Raw genomic sequence first — 16,374 nt, 5'->3', positions numbered from 1 at the left:
GGTTCGCCCGAGTCGCCCTAGGATGGGCACGTCGCGGGGAACGCGACGCGGAGGTCCCTGTTGGCACAGCTTCTCGTTCTGAGTTCCGCCCCCGGCGGCAGCTCCGTGCTGCCCGCGCTCGAACTCCTCAGTCATCGCGTTCGGCAGATCCCTGCCGAACCGGCGCAACTGGTGAACGCCCCCAGCGCCGATGTGGTGTTCATCGACGCGCGCGCCGACCTCGTCGGCGCGAAGTCGCTCTGCAAGATCCTGAACACCACGGGGCTCGACGCCCCGCTCGTGCTGGTCGTCACCGAAGGCGGACTCACCGCGGTCTCGACCGACTGGGGCGTCGACGACGTCATCCTGATGACGGCCGGACCCGCCGAGGTCGACGCGCGCATCCGGCTCGCCGTCGGTCGGATGGCGAAGGAGCAGGTCTCCAGCCGCATCCAGACCTCCGGCATCACGATCGACGAGTCGTCGTACTCGGCGAAGGTGCACGGCAAGCCGCTCGACCTCACCTACAAGGAGTTCCAGCTGCTGCACTTCTTCGCCACGCACCCCTCCCGGGTGTTCACGCGCGAGCAGCTGCTGAGCGAAGTCTGGGGCTACGACTACTTCGGCGGCACCCGCACGGTCGACGTGCACGTGCGACGCCTGCGCGCGAAGCTCGGCGATCTCGAGCAGCTCATCGGCACGGTGCGCAACGTCGGCTACCGGTTCAACGTGTACGAAGACGACGTTCCTCCCGGCGCGGCAGCACCGGGAGCCTCGTAGGCGCTCGAAAAGCCGTCGGCCCGTTCACGCGGGTGTCACCTCGCCCTGCCATGATGAGGGAATGATCCAGGACGACGCGCTCGATTCAGGTCTCGGCGACGCGGATGACGACGACTTCGACGAAGCGGTCGAGGCGGCCGACGCCCAGCTTCCCGAGAATCGCTACCTCGACCGCGAGCTGAGCTGGCTGGCCTTCAATCAGCGCGTTCTCGAGCTGGCCGAAGACCCGACGCTCCCCACCCTGGAACGGGCGAACTTCCTGGCGATCTTCGCCAGCAACCTCGACGAGTTCTTCATGGTGCGCGTCGCGGGTCTCGCACGCCGCATCCTCACCGGTCTCGCCGTGCCGACGAACGTCGGACGCGCGCCGCAGGAGGTGCTCGCCGACATCTCGGCCGACGCGCACGCGCTGCAGTTGCGCCATGCCGCGGCATGGAACGACCTGGTGCGCCCGGCGCTGTCCGACTCGGGCATCGACGTCGTCACCTGGGACTCGCTCGAGGACGGCGACCGCGAGACGCTCACCGAGTACTTCCAGACGCAGGTCTTCCCCGTGCTCATGCCGCTCGCCGTCGATCCCGCGCACCCGTTCCCCTACATCTCGGGCCTGTCGCTGAACCTCGCCATCCGGGTGCGCAACGCCCGCACCGGTCGTCAGGAGTTCGCGCGCTTGAAGGTGCCGCCGATGCTCCCCCGCTTCGTCAAGGTCGCGGCGAGCGACCGGGTGCGCTACCTGCCGCTCGAAGAGCTCATCTCCAACCACCTGGGGCACCTGTTCCCCGGCATGGAGGTGCTCGACCACCACGCCTTCCGGCTCACCCGCAACGAAGACATGACGATCGAGGAGGATGAGACAGAGAACCTCATCCAGGCCCTCGAAGCCGAGCTGCTGCGGCGCCGGTTCGGGCCGCCGATCCGCCTCGAGATCACCGACGACATGGACGATCTCACCCTCGATCTGCTCATCACCGAGCTCGATATCACCGAGCAGGAGGTCTACCGCCTCCCCGGCCCGCTCGACCTGCGCGGCCTGTTCGACCTGTCGAAGATCGACCGGCCCGATCTGCACTACCCGCCCCACGTGCCCAAGACCGCCGCGGCCTTCCAGCCGGGCGAGCAGAACGGCCGGGCCGACCTGTTCTCCGCGATCCGATCGGCCGACGTGCTGGTGCACCACCCGTACGAGTCGTTCGCAACGAGCGTGCAGGCCTTCCTCGAGCAGGCCGCACGCGACCCTCACGTGCTCGCCATCAAGCAGACGCTGTACCGCACGTCGGGAGACAGCCCGATCGTGCAGGCGCTCATCGACGCCGCCGAGGCCGGCAAGCAGGTGCTCGCCCTCGTCGAGGTGAAGGCGCGTTTCGACGAGGCGAACAACATCGTCTGGGCCCGCAAGCTCGAAAAGGCCGGCGTCCACGTGGTCTACGGCCTCGTGGGACTCAAGACCCACTGCAAGCTCGCCCTCGTCATCCGCGAGGAAGAGGGCGTGCTGCGCCACTACAGCCACGTCGGCACGGGCAACTACAACCCCAAGACCAGCCGCATCTACGAGGACTTCGGCCTCTTCACCGTCGACGACCAGGTCGGCCGCGACCTCACGCGCCTGTTCAACGAGCTGAGCGGCTACGCGATCGAGAAGAAGTTCAAGCGCCTGCTGGTGGCCCCCCTCCACCTGCGCAAGGGGCTCGTACGCCTCATCGAGCGCGAGCGCGACAACGCCCAGGCGGGCAAGCCCGCGCGCGTGCGGATCAAGGTCAACTCGATGGTCGACGAGCAGATCATCGACGCGCTGTATCGCGCGAGCCAGGCCGGCGTGAAGGTAGAGGTGTGGGTGCGGGGCATCTGTTCACTCAAGCCGGGCGTGCCCGGACTCAGCGAGAACATCACGGTGCGCAGCATCCTGGGGCGCTACCTCGAGCACTCGCGCATCTTCGCCTTCGAGAACGACGGCGATCCGCAGGTGTACATCGGCAGCGCCGACATGATGCACCGCAACCTCGACCGCCGCGTCGAGGCGCTCGTGCGCGTCATCGATCCCGCACAGTTGCTCGAATTGAGCGCCCTCTTCGACCTCGCCATGAGCGACGGCACCAGCTCGTGGCACCTTCGGGCCGACGGCGAGTGGATCCGTCGGAGCGTGGACGCCGACGGCCGACCCCTCGTGGACATGCAGGACAAGACGATGGTGAACGTGCAGCGTCGGCGCCGGGCCCGGGCGGTTCGATGACCGAGACCGCTGTCTATGCCGCCGGCGGTGTGGTGTGGCGAGTGGTCGACGGAAAGCTGCGCGTGCTGCTGATCACGCGCACGCGGTACCGCGACCTGACGCTGCCCAAGGGCAAGCTCGAGCCGGGCGAGACGCTCGCCGAGGCCGCCGTGCGCGAGATCCGCGAAGAGACGGGCCTGCGCGTCGCTCTCGGAGCACCCGTGGGGGTCTCGCGCTACGCGATGCCCAACGGCCGCACGAAGATCGTGCACTACTGGGCGACCGAGGCGACGGATGCGGCGGTGCGCTCGACATCGTTCGTTCCCAACAAAGAGGTCTCCGCCGTCGAGTGGATGAGCGTCAAGAAGGCCCGCGCACGGCTGAGCTACCCCGTCGACATCGAGATCCTCGACGCGTTCACCGCGCTCGTCGACGGTGGCGTGCTGCGCACGTTCCCCCTCGTCGTGCTGCGCCACGCCAAGGCGAAGGCGAGGGAGGACTGGGACGGCGACGACGCGGCACGTCCGCTGAACACCCGCGGTCGGCGCCAGTCCAACGCGATCGTCGGACCGCTGCTGGCGTTCGGGGTGCGGCGCATCGTCTCCAGCCCCGCCGAACGATGCATCCGCACGGTCATGCCGCTCTCGGCCGCTCTGGGACGCCGCGTCGACCGCTCCGACCTCATCAGCGAGCAGGCGTGGTCGGACGGCGTGTCAGACCCCCGCACCGTCGTCGTCGAGCGAGTTCGCGCGCGCAAGCCCGTCGTGCTGTGCAGCCACGGACCGGTGCTCCCCGACATCCTGTCGGAGCTGGCGGCGGCCACGGGCACCCGCCCCGGCGCCTATCTCGGCAGCGCATCCACGCTGGACACCGCGGCCTTCTCGGTGGCGCATCTGTCGGTCGACAACCCCGGCGCGGGCATCGTCTCGATCGAGACGCACGACCCGAGGCTCTAGCGATGACGGGTGCCCCCACGTCGCTCCGCCTCGCGTGGGGCCGCGTGCCGGCCGGCCTCGCGCGGCGCACGGCGGCCTGGGAGCTGATCCGCGACCTCGTGCCCGGGGCCGCGCTGTCGAACCGATGCGCGCGCTGCGGCGGCGACCACGGGCCGGTGCGCATCGCCGGCGCGGAGTTCGAAGCATCCGTCACCTACGCCGGCGACCATGCGGTCGTCGCCGTCGTCTCGCGCGCGGAGGCCGCGGCCGTCGGCATCGACGCCGAGCTCGTCGACGATCCGCGCCGCGACGCGGTCGGCCTCGCGGGCGTGCTCGGCGAGCGGCCCGCCGACGTTCGCGCGTGGACGCGCGTCGAGGCGACCCTCAAGGCCGATGGACGGGGGCTCCGCCTCGACCCCGCTCTGGTCGACGTGGTCGGTACGGCCGCGTCGTGGACCGCCCGCGTGCCCGGCCGGGCGTTCGCGCTCTCCGGCGTCGACCTCGACGGGCCGACCGGGATCGTGCTCTCCGCCGCTTTCGCGACGACGTCGGGCTGACGGCCGGGACACGCGTCCCGACCGTCAGCGGTGGTCAGGCGCGGGTTCTCGAGCGCTGCCACCATCCGACGACGACGTCGATCACGACGAACGCCGCCAGCGTGTAGCCGACGAACGGCAACCAGAGCCCGACGGCGACCGCGCCGACGATCACGGCGACGAGGCCCCACCACGGTGCGCCCCGCAGTGCGCCGCGACGCGGGGGCGTGCCGACGAGAGCACCCGTGCGCGTGGGGCGCCGCTTCCACCACATCGCGTAGCCGAGCACGACCATCGCGGCGATCCCCGAGGCGATGACGAACATCACGATCTGGTTGACGAGGCCGAACATCGAGCCCATGTGGATGTCGATGCCCCAGCGCGCGAGCTTGGCGGGGAGCGAGAACTGCGCGAAGTCGACGCGGTCGACCACCTCGAGGGTGGAGCCGTCGACCGCGACGGCGTCGACCTCCGTGGGGAAGCTGCGCTGGATCTCCTTGACCACCCAGGCCGTGCCGGGCTCGGCGGGAGGTGTGATCTCCACGCGGCCGGTGTTGACGTTCACGCCCTGCGCGACGGCGAGGACGGCGTCGAACGTCGCGGGGTCGGCGCCACCGGTCGGGGCGCTCCCCCCGCCGTGGTGGTCGGCGTGCTCTCCGCCGCCGGCGTCCGCCTCACCCGAGAGGCTCGTGCTCACCGAGGGGGTGCCCCAGTCCAGCGCCGCCCGGAGGTCGGTGACGTTCGCGCCCGCGTAGGCCGACCAGGTGATGCCCGTGGCGGAGAGGAAGAGCGCGCCCACCAGCACCCAGATGCCGACGGAGGTGTGCCACGAGAACACCCGGCGGTATCCGCGGTACGCGCGATTGGGGCGCACGAAGTCTTTCTTGGTCTTCGAGCGACGGACGCGGATGATCCACAGAGCGAGACCCGCGAGCGCGACGACGCCGAGCCAGGATGCCGCGAGCTCGCTGTAGTACCGACCGGGTTCGCCGAGATTGAGGTTGCGGTGCAACTGATCGACCCAGGTGCGCAAGGGCAGTGCCCCGCTGGTGCCGTAGACGACGAGGTCGCCACGGATCTGCCCCGTGCCGGGGTCGATGAAGACCGCGCGCGACTCGCTCTCGCCGAGTCCGTCCTGCGCGAACAGGATGCGGGTGGTGTCGCCGGGTTCGGGGGCCGGCCGCACCGCCGAGAGCGCGGCGGCGTCGCCGATATACGCCTCGGCGATCTCGATCTGGTCGCCGAGGGTCAGCGAGGTGCCGGTGACCGGTGCGCGCAGCTCATGGTCGTAGACGACCTGCTCGACCTGCGGGGTCAGGGCGTAGAGGGCGCCGCTCACGGCGGCGACGAAGATGAACGGGCCGACGAGAATGCCGGCGTAGAAGTGCAGGCGGAGCAGCAGCTGGCCGAACCAGCCTTTCTGCTTCTTCGCCTCGGGAAGCGCCCCGCCGTCGGGGCGCGCGAGTGTCGTGGTCATGGGGAGGTCTCTCGTTTCGGGGTCGTCGACGACGGCGCCGCGCACACCCGTGAGGGAGCACGCGGAGCGGACGCGTCGATCGCAGAAGAAGGGGTCGTCGAAGGGTCGGTGCGCGGCGTTGCCGTGCTCAGACCGCGGGGACGACGGGCGGACCCCTCCGGCGCGATGACGCGACGACGACGACCGACAGGGCCGGTCGTACCGAGACGACCCCCGCCCGCACGAGGCGGGGCACCGGGGGCGAGAAGATCGAGGGAGTCAGGATGCGGCGGCGCACCCACGACAGGAGTCGGCGGGCGAGCTCGATGAGCCGTCGCCCGGTGGCCTCACCGCGGTGAACCGCTGCGACGGTGACGATCGCGGCGATCGCGTGCGCGAGCCACATCGCCGCGCCGGCACCGGTGACGACCGTCTCGGCCGCGGCATCCATCGGCATGCTCAGGCCCACCTGGTGCACATGGGCGCGGTTCGTCGCCACGCCGCTGGAGGGCGCGAAGGTTCCGAGCACGAACAGCGTGTGGAACAGCGTCTGACTGATGCCGACGGCGAGCCCCAGACGCACCGCCGAGAGGCTGCGACCGGCGAGGACGACACAGACCGGCACCGAGATCATGAGCGGCACGACGATGCCGATCCAGCCCGGCATCGCGCCTCCGGCCGACACATGCGAGAGGAGGGCGACGAAGGTCGCCACGCACGCCGCGAGCGACCCGCGCACGAGGCGAGACACTCGCAACCGTCGCATGGCGTCCATTCTGGCAGTACGCCGACGCCGCACTCAGCCGAGCGGCGGCAACGGCGTCCTGTCGATCCACGCGCCCAGCTGCGCCACCGCGGCGGCTCCGCCGGCCGTCGCGACCGCGCGGCGGAAGTCGTCGGTCACCACGGTGCGGTGCCGATTCACCGCGGTCCAGTCGCGCAGCATCCGGAAGAACGTCTCGTCGCCCAGGAGCGTGCGCAGCGCGTGGAGGGTCAGCGCGCCGCGCTTGTAGACGACGTCGTCGAACATGCGGTCGGGTCCGGGGTCGGCCAGAACGAGATCCTGCGGTTCGGCGGCGAGACGGGCGTGGTACGACGCGGCGAGCGCGGCGGCACTGGTGGAACCGGATGCTTCCGACCACACCCATTCGGCGTAGCAGGCGAAGCCCTCGTTGAGCCAGATGTCTTCCCAGCGCGCGAGCCCGACGCTGTTGCCGAACCACTGGTGGGCGAGCTCGTGGGCGACGAGTCGCTGCGACGCGGGCGCGAGATGGTTGGAACCGAAGACGGCAAGCCCCTGCGCCTCGAGCGGGATCTCGAGCACGTCGTCTGTGACCACGAGTGCGCAATCGGTCTGCGGGTAGGGTCCGAACGCCTCGCCGAACACGCGCAGCATGCGCGGCACGTCGGCGAAGGCCGACGCGACCGCCTCGCGGAGGGCCGGCGGTGCGCTCACGCGCACCGTGGGAACGGCGGCGACTCCCGTGCCCGCGAGGGGTGTCGTGCGGTAGCGGCCGATGTGCACGGCCGCGAGATAGGTCGCGGTCGGGGTGTCGGAGGCGAAGGTCGTGGTGACCGTTCCGCCGCGGCGCACGGGCGCACTCGGCGTGCCGGTCGCGGCGGTCTCGTAGCCGTCCTCGGTCGTGATCTCGAGCCGGTAGCGCGCACGGTCGGCGGGCCGGTCGTTGCACGGGAACCACGTCGGGGCTCCCGTGGGCTGAGCGGCGACGAGCGCCCCGTCGTCGAGCTCCTCCCAGCCGATGGCGCCCCATCGGGAGCGACGAGGCGCGGGCTGCCCGGCGTAGACGACCTCCACGGTGAAGCGCTCCCCCGCGGCGATCGGGGCGACGGGCACGACGCGGAGCTTGCGGGGTCCGGGGCGGTATGACGTTCTCGCCTCGCCGTTCACGCGCACCCGCGTCGCGCGAAGCCCCACCAGGTCGAGCGTGAACGCCCGAAGAGCGACGTGGGCGACCGCGTGGAGGGTCGCCACCCCCTCCAGGCGGTTGGTTCGCACGCGGTAACCGATCCGCAGGTCGTACGACTCGACGCCGAACGTCGGATCGCCGCTCTGGGGCATGTACGGGTCGTGCGCGAGCTCTGTCACTGGGCCTCTGTCGGGGTGTCCGTGGCGCCGGGCGTGCGGAGCCGTTCTCTGGTGTTCACCCCAGCCTGTCATTGTGTCGACTGGTAGGCGCGGGCCTTGACCGCGCGCCACGGACCGATCGGGTTTCCGCTCCACCGCGATCCGACCGGGACGGTCTCGCCGCGCATGACGAGCGACGCCGGCCCGACCGTCGCGTGAGCGCCGATCGCCGCGGCCGGCAGCACCACGCTGTGCGGGCCGAGGGTCGCCCCCGCCTCGAGCTCCACCGCATCCATGCTCATGATCCGGTCGTGGAAGAGGTGCGTCTGCACGACGCATCCGCGGTTCACGGTCGAGGCATCGCCGAGCGTCACGAGGTCGGGCTCGGGCAGCCAGTAGCTCTCGCACCAGACGCCCGTGCCGATCTTCGCGCCCAGCGATCGCAGCCACATCGCCAGGGCCGGGGTTCCCGTCGCGGCGCGGGCGAACCACGGTGCGGCCACCATCTCGGTGAAGGTGTCCGACACCTCGGTGCGCCACACGAAGCTCGACCAGAGCGGCTGCTCGCCCGCACGGATCGGACCGACGATGATCCACTTGGCCAGGGTCGACGCCGTCGCCGCCACCGCACCGGCAGCCAGCATCACGACCCCCGACAGCAGGAGCGCACCGACGGGGCCGAGAGAATCCCACAGCGCCGCGAGGGCGAACAGCACCAGCACACCGATCGCGCACGTGACGAAGACCGGCACGACGCGGCAGATCTCCCACAGTGCCCGGGCCACGCGCAGGCCCGGCGTCGGGCGGTACGTGCGCGATTCGTCGCCGGCGGCCGAGAGGCGCCGCAGCCGCACGGCGGGCGAACCCAGCCACGACGACCCCGCCTTCGCCTTGATCGGCGCCGAAGACAGAACCGCGACGAGACCGTCGCGCGGCACGCGATGACCGGGCGCCGCCATGCCGGAATTGCCGAGGAAGGCGCGCTTGCCGATCCGGACGGGACCGATCCGCAGCCATCCGGAGTGCAGCTCGTAGGAGGCGACCATCGTGTCGTCGGCGAGGAAGGCGCCGTCCTCGATCCGCGCCATCGACGGGATCAGCAGAACCGTCGATGCCTCCACGTCGCGGCCCACGCGGGCTCCCAGCATCCTGAGCCACACCGGGGTGAACAGACTGGAATACAGCGGGAAGAGGATCGTGCGCGACGCGTCGAGCAGCCGCTCGATCGTCCATGCCTGCCAGGCCACACGACTGCGCACGGGGTGCACCCCCTCGCGGAGGGCGATCGACAGCACCCGCACGAGCACGACGACCGAACCCGCGAAGACGACCCCCACCGCGAGCACCGCCGGCACGAGCCACACGAGGGCGGCGGCGAGCGCCGAGGCGAGGTCTGCCGCGCCGCGCATGCCCTGCGCGAGCACCAGCCCGCCGACGGCGAAGGCGATCAGCGGCAGCAGCGCGAGTGCGGCGGCCGACGCGGCATACCCCCACAGCCAGCGGTGAGCGGCCGGAGGTCTCTCGGCCGGCCATCCGCCGCCCGCACCGCCGACCCGCACAGCGGGAGAGCCCGCCCAGGTCTGGTCGGCGCGCACGCGGCCGAACACGGCCGAGCCCGGCGCGATCTCGGCGCGCTGCCCGATCCGGGTGCCCGGGGCGAGGGTGCTGCGCGCGCCGATGCTGGCTTCGGCGCCGATGCGCACTCGTCCGATGCGCACGAGGTCGCCGTCGATCCAGTACCCCGTGAGGTCGACCTCGGGTTCGATCGATGCGCGGTCGCCGATCTCGAGCATGCCGGTCACCGGCGGGAGCGTGTGCAGGTCGACGTCGCGGCCGATCTTGGCACCGAGCGCGCGGGCGTAGTACGTCACCCAGGGGGCGCCGGCGAGGCCGACCGCATCGACCTGGGCCGCGATCTGCTCGGCCAGCCACAGCCGCAGGTGCACCGAGCCGCCGCGCGGGTAGTCGCCGGGTACGAGGCCGGCGAGCAGGAGCCGGGCGGATGCTGCAGCGATCGCCATGCGCCCGAACGGCGTCGCGAACACGACGAGGCCGATCACGATGAGCGGCCACGGCGCGGTCGGGAGAGCGTCGAAGCCGGGCACGAGCTGCAGGATGGCGCTGGCGGTCAGCAGGTAGAGCAGCCAGCGCACGCCCGAGAGGATGAACAGCGGAACGCCGAGGAGGGTCTGCGCCCACTGCGTCGCGCGCGGTGTCGGCAGCGGGCGGCGGAATCCCGCGTTCGCGTCGTCATCGCCGAGCGGCCCGAGCGCCTTCGCCATCGCGCCGAGCCGGGGGACGTCGTAGATGTCGGCGACCGAGAACTCCGGCACGCGCGCGCGGATGCGCGACACGAGCTGAGCTGCGGCGAGCGAGCCACCGCCGAGGTCGAAGAAGTCGGCCTTGCGGTCGGGCACCGGCATGCCGAGCACGGCCTGCCACTGCTCGGCGAGCCAGGCCTCCGCGGGCGAGAAGTCGACGGCGACCGGGGCGTCCACACCCGGGAGCGGCCACGGGAGGGCGGCGCGGTCGACCTTGCCCGAGGTGCGCACGGGCAGCTCGTCGACGACGGCGAGGAGCGGAATGGTCGCCGCCGGCAGTCGTTCGCCCAGCGCCGCCCGCGCGGCCGAGCGGTCGAGCTCCGCACCGCCTTCGGTCACGAGGTAGCCGACGAGGATCGGCACGCCGGCCTCGGTGTGGCGCACGGCGACGGTGGCGGCGGCGATCCCGGGCAGGTCTTGCAGGGCCGACTCGACCTCGCCGAGCTCGATGCGGCGCCCGCCGACCTTGACCTGGTCGTCGGCGCGGCCCTGGAAGACGAGGCCCTCGGGGTCGAAACGCACCAGGTCGCCCGAGCGGTAGGCGCGGTCCCAGCCCAGCGTGGGCATGGGCGCGTACTTCTCGCGATCCTTCGCGGGGTCGAGGTAGCGCGCGAGTCCCACCCCGCCGATGATCAGCTCGCCGATGCCGCCCTCCGCGACCCGGTGGCCCGCGTCGTCGACCACCGCGAGCGCCCACCCGTCGAGCGGCAGACCGATGCGGACGGGCATGGATCCGTCGAGCGGGGCGCCGCACGCGACGACGGTCGCCTCGGTCGGTCCGTAGGTGTTCCACACCTCGCGCCCCTCGGCCACCAGGCGTGCCGCGAGCTCGGGCGGGCACGCCTCACCGCCGAAGATCAGCAGGCGCACATTCTCGATCGCGTCGCCCGGCCACATCGCGGCGAGCGTCGGCACCGTGGAGACGACGGTGATGCCCTGACGCAGCAGCCACGGCGCGAGGTCTTCGCCCGACCGCACGAGCGAGCGCGGCGCGGGCACCAGGCAGGCACCGTGCCCCCACGCGAGCCACATCTCCTCGCACGACGCGTCGAACGCGACCGACAGGCCCGCCAGCACCCGGTCGCCCGGGCCGAGCGGAGCATCCTGCAGGAACATGCGCGCTTCCGCGTCGACGAACGCCGCCGCCGATCGGTGCGAGACCGCGACCCCCTTCGGCACTCCCGTCGACCCGGAGGTGAAGATGATCCAGGCGTCGTCGTCGACCGTGGGCGGGGCGACGATGGGCGTCGATCGGGTGCTCGGATGCGGCGCATCTCCGGCGAACAGCGTGGAGACCGGCAGCTCTTCGACAGCGACATCGGCATCGTCGTCGTCCACGGCCGGCGTGTAGTCGCCGGTGCCGGTGATCACGCCCGCGACCCGCGCCTCCCCGAAGACCAGGCGCGCGCGCTCCTCCGGGTCGTCGGCGTCGACCGGCACGTAGGCCGCACCGGCGGCGAGCACGCCGAGGATCGAGACGTAGAGCTCCTTCGAGCCAGACGGCATCCGCACCCCGACACGGTCGCCACGCTCGACGCCCGCCTCGTGCAGGCGTGCGGCCGTCTGCCACACGCGCGCCAGCAGCTCTCGGTAGCTCAGCGCGCCCGATCCGTCGTCGACGGCGGAGGCCTCGGGATGGCGTGCGGCGACCTCCGCCAGCACGTCGATGAGGGTACGCGGAGCGGGTGCGGAGGCGGAGCGGTCGAGCACGGACTGCGCGCCGAGGGGAGGAGAGTCCGTCACGGGCATTTTCACAGCCTATTGAACCGGCCCCCAGACCCGCGGAATCCCGGGCCTGTTCACCGTCCGTTCACCTCTTCAGCCCGGTTGCTTAAGAGTCGCTGTCTAGCGTTCACGACGAACCCTGCACCGGGTTTCGAACCCTGCACCGGGTTCTTCTCTTCCCTCACACGCGAAGGATTCACATCGTGAAGCTCAACCGTTTCGCCCAGTTCGGCGCCGTGGCTGCTGTCGCAGCCCTCGCCCTCGCCGGGTGCGCCTCGAACGAGGCTCCCGCCGACTCCGGCAACGACAGCTCGTCCAGCACCGGCACGCTCACCGGCACCCTCGTCGGCGGCGGCGCCTCGTCGCAGGAAGTCGCCGTCCAGACCTGGACCGCGGGCATCCAGACGGCCAACCCCGAGCTGACGGTCAACTACGACGCCGCCGGCTCCGGCGCGGGCCGCGAGTCGTTCCAGGAGGGCGCTTTCGCCTTCGCCGGCTCCGACCGCGCGTTCAGCGCCGAGGAGATCGAAGAGGGCCCGTTCGGCTCGTGCGCCGAGGGCTCCGACCTCGTCGAGCTGCCGACCTACATCTCGCCGATCGCCGTCGTCTTCAACCTCGAGGGCGTCGACTCGCTGAACCTGGACCCCGCCACTCTGGCCGGCATGTTCGCGGGCACCATCACGACCTGGAACGACCCGGCCATCGCCGCGTTGAACGCCGGCGTCGAGCTCCCGAGCACCGCGATCACCGCCGTGCACCGTTCGGACGACTCGGGCACCACCGAGAACTTCACCGACTACCTCTTCGCAACCGCCCCCTCGGTCTGGACCAGTGAGCCCGACGGCGTCTGGCCGCTCTCCGGCGGAGAAGCCGCCAACGGCACCTCGGGCGTCATCAGCGCCGTCCAGGGCGGACAGGGCACCATCGGCTACGCCGACGCCTCGCGCGCCGGCGACCTCGGCACCGTTGCGGTCAAGGTCGGCGAAGAGTTCGTCCCCTACTCCCCCGAAGCCGCCGCGGCGGTCGTCGACGCCTCGCCCGAGGCGGAGGGTCGCGCCGCGACCGACATCGCCATCGAGATCGACCGCACCACCACCGCGGCCGGTGCCTACCCGATCGTGCTCGTCAGCTACCTCATCGGCTGCGCCGACTACGAGGACGAGGCCGCAGCCGCGAACGTGAAGGGCTTCTTCACCTACGCAGCCAGCGAAGAGGGCCAGGACGCCGTCGCCGCTGCCGCCGGCAGCTCGCCGATCTCCGACACCCTGCGCGAGCAGATCACCACGGCGATCGACGCCATCAAGTAAGACCCCACAGATGCCCGGTCCGGCCGTAAGGTCGGACCGGGCATCTTCAGGCCCGCAGCGCTCCTCCCCGACACCCGACTCCGACCGAGAATCGAAGCAATGACCACAACACCGGCGGTCACCAGGACCGAGCCCCCGAAAGCGAAGAGCCGCCCGGGCGATCGATGGTTCTCGGGAGCGGCGCTGTTCGCCGGCTCGATGATCCTCGTCACCCTCGCCGCCGTCGCCATCTTCCTGATCGTGCAGTCGCTCCCGGCGTTGTTCGCCACGAACGCGGACGCCTCGATCCTCCCCGCCGACTTCTGGTCGTACGTCGGCCCCCTCGTCTTCGGCACCGTGTGGGCAGCCGCTCTCGCGCTGCTCATGGCGGTGCCGTTGTCGATCGGCGTCGCTCTCTTCATCTCCCACTACGCGCCCCGCCGACTCGCCCAGGCTCTCGGCTACGTCGTCGACCTCCTTGCCGCCGTCCCCTCGGTCGTCTTCGGCCTCTGGGGCATCGGCGTCCTCGCCCCGGCCGTCCAGCCCGTCTACACCTGGCTGGTCGACAACGCCGGGTGGTTCCCGCTGTTCGCAGGCCCCGTCTCCAGCACCGGCCGCACGATCTTCACCGCCGCCATCGTGCTCGCGGTCATGGTCACCCCGATCATCACGGCGATCTGCCGAGAGATCTTCCTCCAGACGCCCAACCTGCACGAAGAGGCCGCGCTCGCGCTCGGCTCGACGCGCTGGGAAATGGTGCGGATGGCGGTCTTCCCCTTCGCCCGCAGCGGTATCGTCTCGGCCTCGATGCTCGGCCTCGGCCGCGCCCTCGGCGAGACCATGGCCGTCGCCATGGTGCTCTCCGTCTCGGGAGGCGTGACCTTCGCGCTCCTCACCCCCGACAACCCCAACACGATCGCCGCGAACATCGCGCTGAGCTTCCCCGAGGCCTACGGGCTCAACGTGAACGTGCTCATCGCCACCGGCCTCGTGCTGTTCGTCGTCACATTCGCCGTCAACGCGCTCGCTCGCTACATCGTGAGCCGGCGCAAGGAATTCTCGGGGGCCAACTGACATGTCGACTACAACGCTGACCCCCACGCGGCCGTCCGTCTCGACCGACGGCCTGACCAACGGCCGCCTTCCGGGCTGGTCGCCCTGGGTGCTTCTGATCGGCTCCCTGGCCGTCACCTTCGCCGCGTTCGGCATCATGGCCAGTGCGTCCGGCGCCGGCCTCAACATCGCCGGGGCTGCCGTGCTCGGCGCGCTCCTCTACCTCGTGCTGATCTTCACGATCTCCGCCATCGTCGAGGGCCGCCGCAAGGCCGTCGACCGTCTCGTGACCGGCGTCGTCACGGCCGCCTTCGCCGTGGCCATGGTTCCGCTCGTCTCGGTCGCGGTCACGGTGATCGTCGCCGGCGCCCCGAACTGGACGGCGACGTTCTTCACCTCCTCGATGCGCAACGTGGTGGGAGAAGGCGGCGGTGCGCTCCACGCGATCGTCGGCACGCTGCTCATCACGCTCGCCGCGGCCGTCATCTCGATCCCGATCGGCATCTTCACCGCGATCTACCTGATCGAGTACGGCAAGGACAACCGCCTCGCGAAGGGCATCACCTTCCTCGTCGACGTCATGACGGGCATCCCGTCGATCGTCGCCGGCCTGTTCGCCTACGCCCTCTTCGCGCTGTTCTTCGGCCCCGGCATCCGGCTCGGCATCGTCGGTGCGGTGGCCCTCGCGGTGCTGATGATCCCCGTCGTCGTCCGCTCGACCGAAGAGATGCTCCGCCTCGTACCCAACGAGCTGCGCGAAGCGGCGTACGCGCTGGGCGTGCCGAAGTGGCTGACGATCGCCAAGGTCGTCCTCCCGACGGCCATCGCGGGAATCACGACGGGCGTGATGCTGTCGATCTCGCGCGTGATCGGCGAGACGGCTCCGCTGCTCATCACCGCGGGCGCCACAGCATCCATGAACTACGACCTGTTCAGCGGACGCATGATGAGCCTGCCCGTCTTCACCTACACCCAGTACATGAACCAGGGCATCCCGGCCGAGGCGTTCGTCGGTCGCGCGTGGGCAGCCGCCCTCGCGCTGATCGTCATCGTCATGGTGCTCAACATCGTGGCGCGCGTCATCGCCAAGCTGTTCGCCCCCAAGACCGGCCGCTGAACCGAAAAGAAAGCCTGAAGTGTCCAAGAGCATCGAAGTCAACGACCTCAACGTCTACTACGGCGACTTCCTCGCCGTCGAGGGCGTCTCCCTCAACATCGAGCCCCGCACGGTCACGGCCTTCATCGGTCCCTCCGGTTGCGGCAAATCGACCTTCCTCCGCACGCTCAACCGCATGCACGAGGTGATCCCGAAGGCCCGCGTCGAGGGCAAGGTGCTGCTCGACGGCAACGACCTCTACGGGCCCGGTGTCGACCCGGTGCTCGTGCGCCGTCAGGTGGGCATGGTGTTCCAGCGCCCCAACCCGTTCCCGACGATGTCGATCAAGGAGAACGTGCTCGCGGGCGTGAAGCTCAACAACAAGCGCATCTCGAAGTCCGATGCCGACGCTCTGGTCGAGAAGTCGCTGCAGGGCGCCAACCTCTGGAACGAGGTCAAGGACCGCCTCGACAAGCCCGGCTCGGGCCTCTCGGGCGGGCAGCAGCAGCGTCTGTGCATCGCTCGCGCGATCGCCGTCTCACCCCAGGTCATCCTGATGGACGAGCCCTGCTCGGCTCTCGACCCGATCTCGACCTACGCGATCGAAGAGCTCATCTCCGAGCTCAAGAACGACTACACGGTCGTCATCGTGACCCACAACATGCAGCAGGCCTCGCGCGTGTCGGACAAGACCGCGTTCTTCAACATCGCCGGCACCGGCAAGCCCGGCAAGCTGATCGAGTACAACGACACCTCCTCGATCTTCACGCAGCCCAAGGTGCAGGCCACCGAGGACTACGTCTCGGGTCGCTTCGGTTGATCCGCACCCTCTGAACGCGAAGGCCCCCACCTCCCCGGTGGGGGCCTTCGCGGTTCCGGGGCAGCCCGCGGCCGTGAGTTGCCGCAATGCGGGGC

The 16,374-nt window shown here is 70.6% G+C and carries 12 protein-coding genes; 8 read left to right on the top strand and 4 right to left on the bottom strand.

The annotated features are described in order from the left end of the window. Positions 1-60 precede the first annotated feature (60 nt). The 4 genes from ABTU82_RS11905 to ABTU82_RS11890 all read left to right on the top strand — a co-directional run bounded on the left by ABTU82_RS11905 (position 61) and on the right by ABTU82_RS11890 (position 4,457). Positions 61-759 carry a response regulator transcription factor gene (locus ABTU82_RS11905; protein ID WP_116647609.1) on the top strand — a complete coding sequence of 233 codons (699 nt, stop codon included), beginning with the start codon at positions 61-63 and terminating at the stop codon, positions 757-759. Between the two features lie 61 nt (positions 760-820). After that, entirely contained in the window at positions 821-2,986 is a 2,166-nt protein-coding gene (locus ABTU82_RS11900) for an RNA degradosome polyphosphate kinase (protein WP_116647610.1), read from the top strand. Continuing rightward, a complete protein-coding gene (locus ABTU82_RS11895; protein WP_116647611.1) occupies positions 2,983-3,921 on the top strand; it encodes an NUDIX hydrolase in 939 nt (312 codons plus the stop codon). Before ABTU82_RS11900 ends, ABTU82_RS11895 begins: the two co-directional genes overlap by 4 nt. Positions 3,922-3,923: 2 nt before the next feature. Further along, positions 3,924-4,457, top strand: a complete 534-nt coding sequence (locus tag ABTU82_RS11890; RefSeq protein ID WP_116647612.1) for a 4'-phosphopantetheinyl transferase family protein — start codon at positions 3,924-3,926, stop codon at positions 4,455-4,457. Between the two features lie 34 nt (positions 4,458-4,491). Here ABTU82_RS11890 and ABTU82_RS11885 read toward each other — a convergent pair whose 3' ends face one another. From ABTU82_RS11885 to ABTU82_RS11870, 4 genes are all read right to left on the bottom strand, one after another. Next, complete coding sequence (locus ABTU82_RS11885; RefSeq protein WP_407173616.1) at positions 4,492-5,913, bottom strand: PepSY-associated TM helix domain-containing protein; 1,422 nt, start codon at positions 5,911-5,913, stop codon at positions 4,492-4,494. A 127-nt stretch (positions 5,914-6,040) separates the two neighbouring features. Next, positions 6,041-6,658, bottom strand: coding sequence for a hypothetical protein (locus ABTU82_RS11880; RefSeq protein ID WP_133241731.1), 618 nt, complete (start codon positions 6,656-6,658; stop codon positions 6,041-6,043). A gap of 33 nt (positions 6,659-6,691) precedes the next feature. Next, positions 6,692-7,999: a M1 family metallopeptidase gene (locus tag ABTU82_RS11875; protein WP_407173615.1), complete on the bottom strand. Its 1,308-nt coding sequence runs from the start codon at positions 7,997-7,999 to the stop codon at positions 6,692-6,694. Between the two features lie 68 nt (positions 8,000-8,067). Continuing rightward, a complete protein-coding gene (locus ABTU82_RS11870) occupies positions 8,068-12,048 on the bottom strand; it encodes a Pls/PosA family non-ribosomal peptide synthetase (RefSeq protein ID WP_407173614.1) in 3,981 nt (1,326 codons plus the stop codon). Positions 12,049-12,227: 179 nt separating this feature from the next. On the opposite strand from ABTU82_RS11870, the gene pstS reads away from it, so the two are divergent. The 4 genes from pstS to pstB all read left to right on the top strand — a co-directional run bounded on the left by pstS (position 12,228) and on the right by pstB (position 16,279). After that, a complete protein-coding gene (gene pstS, locus ABTU82_RS11865) occupies positions 12,228-13,331 on the top strand; it encodes a phosphate ABC transporter substrate-binding protein PstS (protein ID WP_116647616.1) in 1,104 nt (367 codons plus the stop codon). A 99-nt stretch (positions 13,332-13,430) separates the two neighbouring features. Continuing rightward, entirely contained in the window at positions 13,431-14,384 is a 954-nt protein-coding gene (gene pstC, locus ABTU82_RS11860) for a phosphate ABC transporter permease subunit PstC (RefSeq protein ID WP_116647617.1), read from the top strand. 1 nt (position 14,385) lies between these two features. Continuing rightward, positions 14,386-15,480 carry a phosphate ABC transporter permease PstA gene (gene pstA, locus ABTU82_RS11855; RefSeq protein ID WP_407173613.1) on the top strand — a complete coding sequence of 365 codons (1,095 nt, stop codon included), beginning with the start codon at positions 14,386-14,388 and terminating at the stop codon, positions 15,478-15,480. A 19-nt stretch (positions 15,481-15,499) separates the two neighbouring features. After that, positions 15,500-16,279, top strand: coding sequence for a phosphate ABC transporter ATP-binding protein PstB (gene pstB / locus ABTU82_RS11850; RefSeq protein ID WP_116647619.1), 780 nt, complete (start codon positions 15,500-15,502; stop codon positions 16,277-16,279). Positions 16,280-16,374: the final 95 nt, after the last annotated feature.

Source organism: Microbacterium deferens (assembly GCF_045517775.1).
GTDB lineage: Bacteria > Actinomycetota > Actinomycetes > Actinomycetales > Microbacteriaceae > Microbacterium.
The sequence above is the reverse complement of the archived record's forward strand: the minus strand, read 5'-3'. Positions and strand labels throughout refer to the sequence as shown.